This window comes from Pannonibacter anstelovis (genome assembly GCF_036881715.1).
Classification (GTDB): Bacteria; Pseudomonadota; Alphaproteobacteria; order Rhizobiales; family Stappiaceae; genus Pannonibacter; species Pannonibacter anstelovis.
The window spans coordinates 175,684-188,078 of sequence record NZ_JBAKBF010000008.1; the positions used below are offsets into that span (position 1 = coordinate 175,684).

The 12,395-nt window shown below is 64.1% G+C and carries 11 protein-coding genes and 1 other RNA gene; 2 read left to right on the forward strand and 10 right to left on the reverse strand.

Annotated features, from left to right (window positions below):
* Position 1: 1 nt before the first annotated feature.
* From V6L75_RS14000 to xth, 3 genes are read right to left on the reverse strand one after another with little or no spacing between them, the layout of a single operon-like run.
* Entirely contained in the window at positions 2-1,111 is a 1,110-nt protein-coding gene (locus V6L75_RS14000; RefSeq protein ID WP_334252105.1) for a GNAT family N-acetyltransferase, read from the reverse strand.
* Entirely contained in the window at positions 1,104-2,546 is a 1,443-nt protein-coding gene (locus V6L75_RS14005) for a lipopolysaccharide biosynthesis protein (protein ID WP_334252106.1), read from the reverse strand. The genes V6L75_RS14000 and V6L75_RS14005 overlap by 8 nt, the downstream gene beginning before the upstream one ends.
* Positions 2,547-2,606: 60 nt before the next feature.
* The gene (gene xth, locus V6L75_RS14010; RefSeq protein WP_334252107.1) at positions 2,607-3,416 is read right to left on the reverse strand and encodes an exodeoxyribonuclease III; all 810 of its coding nucleotides are present in this window, start codon (positions 3,414-3,416) and stop codon (positions 2,607-2,609) included.
* A gap of 262 nt (positions 3,417-3,678) precedes the next feature.
* Between xth and V6L75_RS14015 the strand changes: the two genes are divergently transcribed.
* Entirely contained in the window at positions 3,679-4,386 is a 708-nt protein-coding gene (locus tag V6L75_RS14015) for a glycoside hydrolase family 25 protein (protein ID WP_425498794.1), read from the forward strand.
* A 14-nt stretch (positions 4,387-4,400) separates the two neighbouring features.
* Here the strand turns inward: V6L75_RS14015 and folK are convergent, their stop codons facing one another.
* From folK to V6L75_RS14035, 4 genes are all read right to left on the reverse strand, one after another.
* Positions 4,401-4,904: a 2-amino-4-hydroxy-6-hydroxymethyldihydropteridine diphosphokinase gene (gene folK / locus V6L75_RS14020; RefSeq protein WP_334252109.1), complete on the reverse strand. Its 504-nt coding sequence runs from the start codon at positions 4,902-4,904 to the stop codon at positions 4,401-4,403.
* Positions 4,905-5,726, reverse strand: a complete 822-nt coding sequence (folP, locus tag V6L75_RS14025; RefSeq protein WP_334252110.1) for a dihydropteroate synthase — start codon at positions 5,724-5,726, stop codon at positions 4,905-4,907.
* Positions 5,727-5,828: 102 nt separating this feature from the next.
* Positions 5,829-7,025, reverse strand: a complete 1,197-nt coding sequence (locus V6L75_RS14030) for a multidrug effflux MFS transporter (protein WP_334252111.1) — start codon at positions 7,023-7,025, stop codon at positions 5,829-5,831.
* Between the two features lie 90 nt (positions 7,026-7,115).
* The gene (locus V6L75_RS14035) at positions 7,116-7,556 is read right to left on the reverse strand and encodes a MarR family winged helix-turn-helix transcriptional regulator (protein ID WP_334252112.1); all 441 of its coding nucleotides are present in this window, start codon (positions 7,554-7,556) and stop codon (positions 7,116-7,118) included.
* Positions 7,557-7,776: 220 nt separating this feature from the next.
* On the opposite strand from V6L75_RS14035, the gene typA reads away from it, so the two are divergent.
* Positions 7,777-9,597, forward strand: a complete 1,821-nt coding sequence (gene typA / locus V6L75_RS14040; protein WP_334252113.1) for a translational GTPase TypA — start codon at positions 7,777-7,779, stop codon at positions 9,595-9,597.
* 75 nt (positions 9,598-9,672) lie between these two features.
* On the opposite strand, the gene V6L75_RS14045 is transcribed toward typA, so the two are convergent.
* From V6L75_RS14045 to ffs, 3 genes are all read right to left on the reverse strand, one after another.
* Complete coding sequence (locus V6L75_RS14045; protein WP_334252114.1) at positions 9,673-9,993, reverse strand: heavy metal-binding domain-containing protein; 321 nt, start codon at positions 9,991-9,993, stop codon at positions 9,673-9,675.
* Positions 9,994-10,080: 87 nt separating this feature from the next.
* Entirely contained in the window at positions 10,081-11,991 is a 1,911-nt protein-coding gene (locus V6L75_RS14050; RefSeq protein WP_425498793.1) for a DNA polymerase III subunit gamma/tau, read from the reverse strand.
* Positions 11,992-12,197: 206 nt separating this feature from the next.
* Positions 12,198-12,295: signal recognition particle sRNA small type (gene ffs, locus V6L75_RS14055), an RNA gene on the reverse strand.
* Positions 12,296-12,395 lie beyond the last annotated feature (100 nt).

A 12,395-nucleotide genomic window follows, 5' to 3' on the forward strand; every position in this document is an offset into this window, starting at 1 on the left:
TTTACCTTCGCCGCAAGATCCGCCGCGCCAGCGCCCTGGCGGCGCGGAAGGCGAGAGCATCCAGCCTCTGCAGCGGGTGCAGCAGCGCGCCCGCCGCACCGCGCAGCAGAACGGGATGGGCATAGGCCATGCGCCCGCGCCACAGAGGCTCGATCATCGGATGGCCGGGCACCGCAAGGGAATCGCCGCCAAACGGCAGCGCCGGATCCGCGAGCGTCTGCCGCATCGCATGCAGTGCCAGATGCTGGCCCGGCGAAAAACGGGCGAAGTCTTCATCAAACGCGATCTTCCAGGCAAAGGCTCTGCCGCCCAGCAATATGACTGCAAGCATAGCCAGCGGCCTGCCATCAAGCCGCATCCGGTCCAGCCGCAAGCCATCCCGTGCCGCGAGCCGTACGGCAAAATCTTCGGCAAAGCGCCGCGTTGCCTCGCGGCTGGCCAGTGCCGTTGCACCGCGCCCTTTCCAGCCGGAACGCTCCAGCGCCAGAAACTCAGCCATGCCAGCCAGAGCATCAGCACCACGCAGGCTGTCGAAGACAAGTTCACCGTCTTCCGAGAGGCGGCGCTTCAGCCGCTCCATCTCCTTGCGGCGTTTGGTGGTCAGGGCAGCGGCAAGCTGTGCCTCGCCCTCTGCCCCGCCTTCATGAGAAGCCCGCTCCTCCACCGGCCCTTCCAGCCAGCGCCAGCCCTTCGCAGCCGCCTTCAGCCGCTCCGTCACGGCACCAGCCACAGGCAGGAACGGCAGGCGCAGGACCGGAGACCCGGCGGCAGCTGTCTCCAGCAGCAGCGCCAGCGCTTCATCCGGCGCCTGCGGATGCACCAGAGGAGCACCAAGCGGGCCATATTCCGCCGCCCAGAACGTCCGTTCCCTGAGGAGAAAACCACAACGCCGCCGGGCGACCGGAGCCACCGCCAGCCAGCGCCCGCCAGCCTTTTCGCGCACCACAGCAAGCCTGAGTTCTGCAGGTCCCAGATTGGAGGCATAAGGCACAAGAAAGGCAGGAGAGAAGAAGGGATTTGGGCTTAGCGCCTCCCGCACAAGTACATCCCATTCCGGCGCATCCGCTATCTGAAGCAGCAAGCCTTCCAGTGATGCCTTTGTCTCAGCCATGCCGCCCCTCCCGGCCCAGCGCCAGCGCAAAGGCGAAGGGCGCAAAGGGCAGCACCCCAAGGCGGCGGCGGGCAACGAAGATGAGCGCCAGTGCCTCGCCGGTGATGGCAAGGGAGGTCGCCACAGCCGCGCCCATCAGCCCGAAGGGCGGGATCAGCAGCAGGTTCAGCCCCACATTGAGGATGAAGACGCCGGAATAGATGGCCGCGCAGGCCTTCTGCAGGCCGCACATGGTGAGGAGAACATCCGCCGGCCCGGCGCTGGCCCGCGCCAGCACGCCGACGAGCAGCACGGCAATCAGCGCCGTGCCTGCCTCGAACCCCGGTCCGAAGAGCGCCAGCAGAAAAGGCGCAGCGGCGATGAGCACGGCAGCAGCAGCCACCGAAGGCCAGAAGGTCCAGAACCCGGCGCGGCGCACATAGGCCTCGAAGGCTGCGCGTCCGGCAGCATCATGGGAAGCGACGTGCAGGGCGGCAAAGCGGTGGGCGGATGCGGCGCGCACGGCGAAATAGATGAAATGCACCAGCGCCAGCGTTTTTGAGGCGGCGAAGTAAACCGCCACCTCGTCCGGGCTCTGCCAGAAGCTGACCATGACCACATCGGCGCTGGTGACGAGCTGCAGAAAGCCTTCCACCAGCAGCATGGGCAGGGAGACCGCCAGCCACAGGCGCGGCGCATGCGTCCGCGGGCCCGCAGGCAGCTGACGGCCGATCACCTGGTTCAGCCGCCGCAGCTGATCCAGCGCCACGAGCGCACTTGCAATGGCTCCGGCCAGCACGGCAGTGGCAGCATCCGGGATAAACCCGGCCTGCATGGCCAGATAGAGCAGCAGCAGGATCAACAGAGGCCGCCAGATAAAGCTCGGCATCAGTCCGAGATCCGGCCGGTCATGCGCACGGGCAATGCCATCCTGCACGCCAGCCAGGGTAAAAAACGGCAAGGCCAGCATCGCCAGCATCAGGGGGAGCACATAGGCCGGATCAAGAATGGGGCGCAACAGCAGCACCATGAGTGCCACGCCTGCGCCGATAAGGCAGGCCGTGCCAAAGACAATGATCCGGCTGGTGAAGAGATAGCCGCGCAGCAGCTCCAAAAAGCCCTCACCCCGGTAAAGCGGGATAAAGCGGCCGGCCGAGGAGGAAAAGCCGAGGCAGGCGAAGACCGACAGGATCATCACCATGGTCCAGACGACCGAGTAGACGCCATAGTCAAAGGCACCCATCCAGCGGGCCATGAGCACCTGCGCCATATAGGCAAGCGCAGCACCGGCAACGCGGATGGCCAGCGTCACCAATGCGGCCTTGCGTGCACCTCCGCCCGCAAGGCGCAGCCAGAGCCGCTGAAGACCCATTGCCTGTTGCCCGGCCTTTCCGCCGCCGTCCCGCGCCTGCACCAGATCCAGCTCCCGTCCCTGCCCCACTGCACATCCATCCACCGCGCGATCCTGCCACGGCGGACTTAAGATTATGCCAAGGCCGGAGCTTCTATCCCGGCATCATGCCTCCAGCCGGGCAATCACCGGCACGTGATCGGAAGGCTTTTCCCAGCCTCTCGCTGCACGCAGCACTTCGATGCCGCGGGCGTGCGGGGCAAGACTCTGTGTCATCCAGATGTGATCAAGGCGGCGGCCCTTGTCGGCAGCATCCCAGTCCTTCGCCCGGTAGCTCCACCAAGTGTAGAGCTTTTCGGACATGGGCACATATTGGCGCATCACATCCACCCAGTTGCCGCCGGTGCGGATCGCTTCCAGCAGCTCCGTTTCCACCGGCGTATGGCTGACGATCTTCAACAGCGCCTTGTGAGACCACACGTCATGCTCATAGGGCGCGACGTTGAGATCGCCCACGACCACGGCCGGGCGCGACGCCTCTTCCCCGGCCAGCATCGCCTTCATCTCGGCCATGAAGTCCAGCTTATGGCCGAATTTCTCGTTGACCGTCCGGTCGGGTTCATCACCGCCAGCCGGCACATAAAAATTATGCAAGCGGAACGAACTGCCATTGAACGGCACGCTGACGGCAATGTGCCGGGCATCGCCCTTGCCGCAGAAATCCCTGCGCTCGACAGCCTCCAGGGGGCGGCGCGAGATGATGGCAACGCCGTGGTAGCCCTTCTGGCCGCTGATCTCCACATGCTCATAGCCAAGCTTGCGGAACGCACCGAACGGGAAGTTGGCATCCGGGCACTTGGTTTCCTGCAGGCACAGCACATCCGGCGCATGGGTGATGAGGAAGGTCTCGACAATCGGCATGCGCAGGCGGACGGAGTTGATGTTCCAGGTGGCAAAGGTCAGGCGGTCGGTCATGAAGAGGTCCGTAGGTGTGAGCCGGAACAGGCTATGCGGCGGGCGCGACAAGTTCGGAGAAGCACGTGACCCGGTGTTGCCCCGCCCGTCAAGCCGGTTTCCGAGCGCAAAGGCGTGCACCAAAGGCGGAGCAATCACAAATGCCCCATTCCCGCCATGATTTTTCTACGATCCGTTAGGACTTTTCGCGCAATTTGACGGCTGGTGTTTGTAATTCGTTAACCCGGAGGAACACGTGTTCCGGCGCCCGCGCTTTCTTGCCATGCTAGCCCTTACCGCGCTTCTGTCCTCCTGTTCGGGGGTGGAATACCGCGATCCCATGCCGCAGGATTTCCCGGTCCACGGCATCGATGTGTCCCGCTGGCAGGCAGACATCAATTGGCACGAGGTCAAGCGCGCCGGTGTCGAGTTTGCCTTCATCAAGGCGACCGAGGGCGGCGATTTCATCGATCCGATGTTCGTGACCAACTGGCAGGCGGCCAAGGAAGCAGGCGTTCCGCGCGGCGCCTATCATTTCTATTATTTCTGCCGCCCGGTCGAAGAGCAGATCGCCTGGTTCATCCAGAATGTCCCGCGCGATCCGCAGGCACTTCCCCCCGTGCTGGACATGGAATGGAACCACATTTCCAAGACCTGCCCGAAGCCGCCTGCGGCAAACAAGATCGTGGCCGACATGAATGTGTTCCTGGATGCCGTCGAAGCCTATTACGGCAAGCGGCCGATCGTTTACACGACCATCGACTTCCACCGGGACGTTCTGGTCGGCAAATATACCGCCCATGACTTCTGGGTCCGCTCGGTCGCCAGCCATCCGAGCTACAAATACGACAAGCGCAACGACTGGGTCTTCTGGCAATACACCGCGCAAGGCACCATCAAGGGCATCAAAGGCCCCGTCGACCGCAACGTGTTCTACGGCACGCGGGCCCAATGGCAGCAATGGCTGCGCGGCGAGCTGCCGAACCGCTAAGGCGGATCAGCCGCTCACTCCGGCAGCAAGACGATTTCCTCGCGGCCTTCGCAGGTTGCGAGGGCTTCAGCCGCCGTGCGGCCGCCGCCGATGGGGGCATCGGGCCAGATTTCGGCCAGAGGCACCAGCACGAAGGCCCGTTCGCCCATACGTGGATGGGGGATGGAGAGATGCTCCTCCTCCACCTGTTCACCGCCATAGATCAGCACATCGATGTCGATGATGCGCGGACCCCAGCGCACGTCCCGCACCCGGCCCAGTTCCCGTTCGATCTCAAGGCAGCGGCCCAGCAGGTCACGCGGGCACAGCACAGTTTCGATGACGAGGCAAATGTTGCGGTAGTCATCCTGCGGGATCGGCCCCCAGGGCGGCGTGCGGTAGGCGGAGGACACCGCAACAACGGAAATGCCCTCACTGGCATCAAGCCGGGCGATGGCTGCGGCCAGATTGGCCTTCGGGTCACCCATGTTGGAGCCGAGGCCCAGCGCCGCGCGCACCGCGTTGTCAGCAAGGCTCATTCAAACGGCTTCCCTTTTCATTGCGGCATAAATCTTCGCCGCTTCCACATGCGGGCGGACATCGTGAACGCGCAGGATCGCAGCGCCCCGCTCCAGCGAAAGAAGATGCACCGCCAGCGAGCCGTAAAGGCGCTCCTGCGGCTCCACATCCAGCACGGCACCGATCATGCGCTTGCGCGAGGCACCGCTCAGCAGCGGCAGGCCATGCTTGCGCAGGCTTGCGAAGCGGTTGAGGACGAGGAAATTCTGGTCCACCGTCTTGCCGAAGCCGAAGCCGGGATCGAGGATCATCTTTTCCCTCGCGATCCCGGCGCGCTCTGCCAGCTCCATCGAGCGTTCGAAGAAGCGGTCGATGTCGGCGAGAATGTCGATGGCGGGATCTGAGGCTTCGCGGTTGTGCATCATCACCACATGAACGCCAGCTTCGGCAACCACATCCGCCATGGCCGGATCTTTCTGCAGGCCCCAGACGTCATTGACGATTGCCACCCCGGCGCGGCAGGCGCGGCGGGCGGTTTCTGCCTTGTAGGTGTCGATGGAGACGGGGCAACCCAGCGCAACGACCGGCTCCAGTACCGGAACCAGGCGGGCCCACTCGTCCTCCAGAGAGACAGGTGCTGCTCCCGGACGCGTGCTTTCGCCGCCAATGTCGATGATATCAGCCCCTTCCGCAATCATCTGCCGCGCATGGGCGATGGCCGCTTCCGCTGCCGCGTGCTGCCCGCCGTCGGAGAAACTGTCCGGCGTGACATTGAGGATGCCCATCACATGCGGGCGGGCAGGACCGGCAAGGTCCGGCAGCTGATAGGCAGCCTGTGTCATTGAGGAAGCTCCCGCAAGATCGAAGGCGCTATGTCGCGCTTTGCCGGGGAGAGGTCAAGCTGCAGGACGGTTGCGGCACAGAAAACGCCGCAAAGATGCCGGTCAGCTGCCGCCGCCTCCCTCCTTCGCCCTCGCAAGCGGCGTAAGGGCCAGGTAGAGCCCCGCCCCCAGCAGCATCATGCCCGGCGCAACGATGATCAGCGCCAGCACCGGATCGCCGAGCCACGCCGCCACCAAACTGCCGAGAATGCCGGTGCCGAATTGCAGAAACCCGGTCAGCGAGGAGGCAGAGCCTGCAAGCTGCGGAAAGCCCTGCAGCGCCGCCGTGGTGGCAGCAGGCAGAAGGCAGGCCAGCGAGAAGGAGAACAGGCCCACCGGCAGCATCACGCTGAGGAAACCGGGCTCGAACAATGCATGCGAGACGATGATCGCCGCTGCCGCCAGCGCCATGCCACAGAGCGCGGGCGGCACCAGCTTGCCCGCATCATGCCGCCGCAGCACCCGCGAAGCGACAATGGTTGCCGCCATGAAGGAGCCGGACTGCACGATCATGCCGAGGCCGAACTGGCTGGGCGTCAGACCCACGTGATCGATCAGCACGAAGGGCAGGATGGTCGCCAGCGTGTAGATGGTACCGATGCCAAAGCCGACCAGCAGGCTTGGCCGCAGGAACGAGGGCGTTTTCAGCAAGGTGAGATAGTTGATGACAAGCCGTGCGGGCTGAAGGTTGGCCCTGTCGATATAACGGTTGGTCTCCGTCATGAAAATCCACACCGCCGCCAGCAGGACCGCGCCATAGATGATCATGAAATAGAAGATCTCGCGCCAGCCGAAGAACTCCAGCGTCAACCCGCCGATGGTGGGCGAAATGGCGGGCCCAATGGCCAGCATCATCGCCACCGTATTCATGATCCGCGCCGAGGTCTGCCCGGTGAACTGGTCGCGCACGATGGCGCGGGACACCGAAACGCCAATGGCCGCGCCAATGCCTTGCAGGGCGCGGGCGGCAATCATGCCCTCGACATTTGGCGCAAAGGCCGCCAGCAGGGTGGAGGCGAGATAGAGCAGCAGGAAGGCAATCGTCACCGGACGCCGGCCGAAAGCATCGGTCAGCGGTCCGCAGATCAGCTGCGTCAGGGCAAAGCCGGTGAAATAGGCCGTCAGCGTCAGCTTGATCATCGAGCGCGTCGTGTCGAAAGCATCCGCCAGCACCGGCATGGCCGGCGTATAAAGCGCCATTGAAATCGGCCCGATGGCCACCAGCGCCGCGCCGATCAGGGCGGTGCGCCTTTCGCTCATGGGGGGTGTCACACTGTCCCGCATCTGATCCATCCGTTGTGCGGGCCCTCCCCGCCCGGGAAAAAAACGAATTCCATCGCTCAAGCCGCCTCAGGCCCGGTCTGCGGCCTCAGCCAAATTGTCCCGCACCCTCGCCAGCACGCGCATGGCTGCTGCCGTCTCCTCGGGGCTCATCCCTTCCGAGATTTCAGCACGGACCTGGTGCAACGCTTCATCTATCTTGGCCAGCACACTCTGCGCCGCTTTGCCCAGAACGATGATCTTGGCACGCCTGTCCTGCGGGTCCGCCACCCGGCAGATCAGGCCCGCCTGTTCCAGCCGGTCGAGATGGCCCACGAGTGTCATCGGCTCGATACCGAGCATGCCGGCCAGCGCTGCCTGGCGCTGATCCGGCAATTGCCGCACCATGTTAAGGGTTCTCGCTTCCGCCGCCGTCAGGCCGCAATCAACGCCGCTCAGCGCCGCTTCAAAGCGCTGGCGGATCAGCCGGCCGACATCGGCAACGAGAAATCCGAGGGTCGGATCAGCCACGAAAGGCACCACCCAAATTCATAAGACAGACATATAGTAAGGCTACCTTACAATTAGAACGGCACCTGATTTGCGTCAAGCTGCGCTGCCGCGTTGCACAAATGGCCGCCGCAGACTATACAGGGCGCGGATTTCCGCCCGTGAGCACCAGCGGGTGTCAGCCACAATTTGAAGACAAACACTGCGGGCACCCTGCCCGCAGTGTCTTTTGGAGCCCTTAATGAAGCTGCGCAATATCGCCATCATCGCCCACGTCGACCATGGCAAGACAACCCTAATCGACGTCCTTCTGAAGAAGTCGGGCTCCTTCCGCGAGAACCAGCGCACGGAAGAGCGCATGATGGACTCCAACGACCTGGAGCGTGAGCGTGGCATCACCATTCTGGCGAAGGTGACTTCGCTGGTGTGGGGCGACACCCGCATCAACATCGTGGACACCCCGGGCCACGCCGACTTCGGCGGTGAAGTCGAGCGTATCCTGCATATGGTGGACGGTGTGGTTCTGCTGGTAGACGCCGCCGAAGGCCCGATGCCGCAGACCAAGTTCGTGCTCGGCAAGGCCCTGAAGCTCGGCCTCAAGCCGATCGTCGCCATCAACAAGATCGACAAGCCGGAGCAGCGCGCCGAGGAAGTGCTGGACGAGGTGTTCGACCTCTTCGCCGCCCTCGATGCCAACGAAGAGCAGCTCGACTTCCCGGTCGTCTATGGCTCTGCCAAGCAGGAATGGATGGCCAATGACCCGACCGGTCCGGCTGAATCCATGGCCCCGCTGTTCGACCTGATCATCAGCCACGTTCCGGCACCGACGGCAGAGGAAGGCTCCTTCCGCATGCTGGCGACTACCATCGAGAGCAACCCGTTCCTGGGCCGCATCCTGACGGGCCGTATCGTCGCTGGCGAAGCCATTCCGAACATGCCCATCAAGGCCCTGTCGCGTGAAGGCAAGATGGTCGAGAGCGGCCGTATCTCCAAGGTGCTTGCGTTCCGTGGCCTTGAGCGCCAGCCCATCGAGAAGGGTGAGGCCGGTGACATCGTCTCCATCGCAGGCCTGCAGGAAGCAACCGTCGCCGACACGCTCTGTTCCATGGACGTGAACACCCCGATCATGGCCCAGCCGATCGATCCGCCGACCCTGTCCATGACCTTCTTCGTCAACGACAGCCCGCTGGCCGGCACCGAAGGCGACAAGGTGCAGTCGCGCGTCATCCGCAAGCGCCTGATGGACGAAGCGGAAGGCAACGTTGCCCTGAAGATCGAGGACACCCCGGAAGGCGACGCCTTCATCGTGTCCGGCCGTGGCGAACTGCAGCTCGCCATCCTGATCGAAAACATGCGCCGCGAAGGCTTCGAGATCTGCGTCGGCCGTCCGCGCGTGGTCTTCCAGTTCGACGAAAACGGCAACCGCCTGGAGCCGATCGAGGAAGTCACCATCGACGTGGATGAAGAGCATTCCGGCGTCGTCGTGCAGAAGCTGTCCGAGCGCAAAGCCGAGCTGCGCGAAATGCGCCCCTCCGGCGGCGGCCGCACCCGTCTGCAGTTCCTTGCCCCCACCCGTGGCCTCATCGGCTATCAGGGCGAGCTTCTGTCCGACACCCGCGGCACGGCGATCTTCAACCGCGTGTTCCACGAATACGCCCCCTACAAGGGCGACATTCCGACCCGTCACACCGGCGTGCTGATCTCCAACGGCGACGGTGAGGCCGTGGCCTATGCCATGTTCAACCTGGAAGACCGCGGCCCGATGATGATCGAGCCGGGCGTCAAGGTGTATCAGGGCATGATCATCGGCGAGCACACCCGTGGCAACGACCTGGAAGTGAACGTGCTGAAGGGCAAGCAGCTGACCAACATCCGCGCCGCCGGCAAGGATGAAGCCGTCAAGCTGACCACCCCGATCCGCCTGTCCCTCGAAGCGGCGCTGTCCTACATCGCCGACGACGAGCTGGTGGAAGTAACGCCGAAGAACATCCGCCTGCGCAAGGCCCTGCTGGACCCGAACGACCGCAAGCGCGCCGAGCGTGCTGCATCCAAGGGCAGCTGAACCTTTCGGCCGTTAAAACAGCAAAGGGCAGCCCTCGCGGGCTGCCCTTTTCGCATTGAGGACTGAATCCGCACGTCAGCGGATGACAACCGCCGTGCCGGTGGCGCTGACCATCAGCATCGAGCCGCCATTGCCGACGGTCTCATAGTCGAGGTCAACACCGATCACAGCATTGGCGCCGAGGCCCGCCGCTTGCTGCTGCAACTCGTCCAGCGCGATCTTGCGTGCCTTGGCCAGCTCCGCCTCATAGGCACCCGAGCGCCCGCCGACGATGTCGCGGATACCGGCGAAAAGATCCTTGAAGATATTGGCCCCCAAAATGGCCTCACCGGTGACAAGGCCCCGGTATTCGACAATCTCGCGGCCCTGAAGGGTGCTGGTGGTGGTGACGAGCATGCAGCGGCTCCCATGGTTGCCTTGTGCCGGACCAGTACCGGCTTCACAGCAACTGGGCATGCGCCTGCCGCAATGCAAGAGGAAGGATTACAGGTCGTCGTCATCCGTGCCGAGGGCTTCGGCAAGCAGCGGATCGTCGATGCTGTCCTCTTCCTCGTTGACACGCACGTCGACAACACGGGCACCGGGGAATTCGGCCAGAAGCGCGGCGACGGTCGGATGCGAGCGGGCGTCGGAGAGAAGCTGGGCCTGCGTTGCCTCGCGCTCCTCGTGGATCGTCGGCCTGCCCTGCTCGCGGCTGACAGAAACGATCCAGCGCATACCGGTCCATTCGGTCAGCTTGCGGCCGAACTCACCAGCCAGATCCGCGCCTGCGTCCTTCGTTGGCTGGATTTCGATCCGCCCCGGCTCAAACTTCACCAGCCGCATCTGCCGCTCGATGGAAACCTTCAGCGGAATGTCGCGCCGCTCGGAGGCGAGCGCCGCGCAGTCAGCCAGCGAACGCAGTTGAACGGAAGGCGCCTGCTGAGCGGGCTGCGGTGCGGATTGGGCCACGGACTGGGCAGCGCCTCCGGCAATGGCCGAAAGGCGCGGGGCACCACCGCTCATCGTGGGGCCGGCATAACCGCCCTGCCCTGCAGGACCATTCTGGCCACCCGGCGGCCCCATCTGACCACCGGCCTGCGGCTGCATGCCGCCACTCTGCATTCCACCACTTTGGCCACCGCTCTGTCCTGCCCCCTGCGGCGCGCCGCCTGCGGGCAAAGACGGGAAGCCGCCGCTTTTCAGCAGCTTCAGCGCCTCTTCCGGGTCCGGCAGGTCTGCCGCATAGGCAAGGCGCACCAGAACCATATCGGCAGCAGCCAGCGGCTTGGGCGCGGCCTGAACTTCGGAAATGCCCTTCAGCAGGATCTGCCAGGCCCGCGACAGGGCGCGCATCGACAGTTTTTCGGCAAACTCCCGCCCGCGCAGACGCTCGGTCTCGGTGACGGAGACTTCCTCACCCGCTTTGGGCACGATCTTGAGCCGGGTCACCAGATGGGTGAAATCGGCCAGATCCGTCAGCACGACGGCAGGGTCTGCGCCGATGGCATATTGCCCGGCCAGCTCTTCCATCGCCTCGGCAATGCGGCCCGACATGAGATGGCCGAAAAGGTCGATCACCCGCGCCCTGTCGGCGAGGCCCAGCATCTGCCGCACCTGATCCGCATCGATATGGCCGCCGCCATGGGCAATCGCCTGATCCAGCAAGGACAGACTGTCACGCGCCGAGCCTTCGCCCGCACGGGCGATCAGCGTCAGCGCATCATCGGAAATGTCGATGGATTCCGCATTGGAAATGCGCCGCAGCAGGCCAACGAGCTTGGGCTGTTCGATGCGGCGCAGGTCGAACCGCTGACAGCGGGACAACACCGTCACCGGAACCTTGCGGATTTCCGTGGTGGCGAAAATGAACTTCACATGCTCCGGCGGCTCCTCCAGCGTCTTCAGCAGGCCGTTGAAGGCCGCGTTGGAGAGCATGTGCACTTCGTCGATGATGTAGACCTTGTAGCGCGCCGAAGCGGGGCGGTAGCGCGCTGCGTCCGTGATCTCGCGGATATCGTTGATGCCGGTGTGCGAGGCGGCGTCCATCTCGATCACATCGACATGGCGGCCTTCCATGATGGCGCGGCAATGGGTGCCCTCGCGGGTGAGCTGCACCGTCGGGCGCTCCACCTCTCCGGGGATTTCATAGTTGAGGCCACGCGCCAGAATACGGGCGGTCGTCGTCTTGCCGACACCACGCACGCCGGTCAGCATCCAGGCCTGCGCAATGCGCCCGGTGGCAAAGGCGTTTTCCAGCGTCTGGACCATCGGCTCCTGGCCGACGAGATCGTCAAAGGTCTGGGGACGGTACTTGCGGGCCAGCACCCGGTAGGCGCCGGACTGCTTCCCTTCGCCAGCAGGCGCAGGTGCGGGAGCAGAAGGTGCAGGTTCAGCCGGAGCATCGCCGAACATGGAGATCGTCAGGTCGTCCCGCTCATGCTCAGCTGCGTGTTCGGGGCCGTTGCCTCCGGGGCTGTCACCGTCCATGCCGCTCATCCAGCCCGCCTGTCCCCGTCTTGAATTCATGAAGCCGGCGCCTTTACGAAGGACAGCCGGAAGCCCCGCCGCGCCTGAGGCACGCGACGCGACGCCGTGGTGCATCTGCGCGGGGGAAAAGGGTGGGAGGCTGGCACGGCGACCCGTGCCGGAACTCGTTGGGGCTGCTTCCTTCCGGACCTGACCCGGTTGGCGAGTGGCTCGTCCACCACCAACCTCCCGAGCCCCTTATATCAGAAGCACACGCCCCTTTGGCAAGGCCTCATATGCCAAAGGGGCAAACTTCGTGTCCGGAAAGAAATATATCCTTTCCAGACAAC

Excerpts from the sequence above, each read along its gene's own strand:
- V6L75_RS14000 (WP_334252105.1), bottom strand. The coding sequence starts at position 1,111 with ATGGCTGAGACAAAGGCATCACTGGAAGGCTTGCTGCTTCAGATAGCG.
- xth (WP_334252107.1), bottom strand. The coding sequence starts at position 3,416 with ATGACCGACCGCCTGACCTTTGCCACCTGGAACATCAACTCCGTCCGC.
- V6L75_RS14015 (WP_425498794.1), top strand. The coding sequence starts at position 3,679 with ATGCTAGCCCTTACCGCGCTTCTGTCCTCCTGTTCGGGGGTGGAATAC.
- folK (WP_334252109.1), bottom strand. The coding sequence starts at position 4,904 with ATGAGCCTTGCTGACAACGCGGTGCGCGCGGCGCTGGGCCTCGGCTCC.
- folP (WP_334252110.1), bottom strand. The coding sequence starts at position 5,726 with ATGACACAGGCTGCCTATCAGCTGCCGGACCTTGCCGGTCCTGCCCGC.
- V6L75_RS14030 (WP_334252111.1), bottom strand. The coding sequence starts at position 7,025 with ATGAGCGAAAGGCGCACCGCCCTGATCGGCGCGGCGCTGGTGGCCATC.
- typA (WP_334252113.1), top strand. The coding sequence starts at position 7,777 with ATGAAGCTGCGCAATATCGCCATCATCGCCCACGTCGACCATGGCAAG.
- V6L75_RS14045 (WP_334252114.1), bottom strand. The coding sequence starts at position 9,993 with ATGCTCGTCACCACCACCAGCACCCTTCAGGGCCGCGAGATTGTCGAA.
- V6L75_RS14050 (WP_425498793.1), bottom strand. The coding sequence starts at position 11,991 with ATGTTCGGCGATGCTCCGGCTGAACCTGCACCTTCTGCTCCCGCACCT.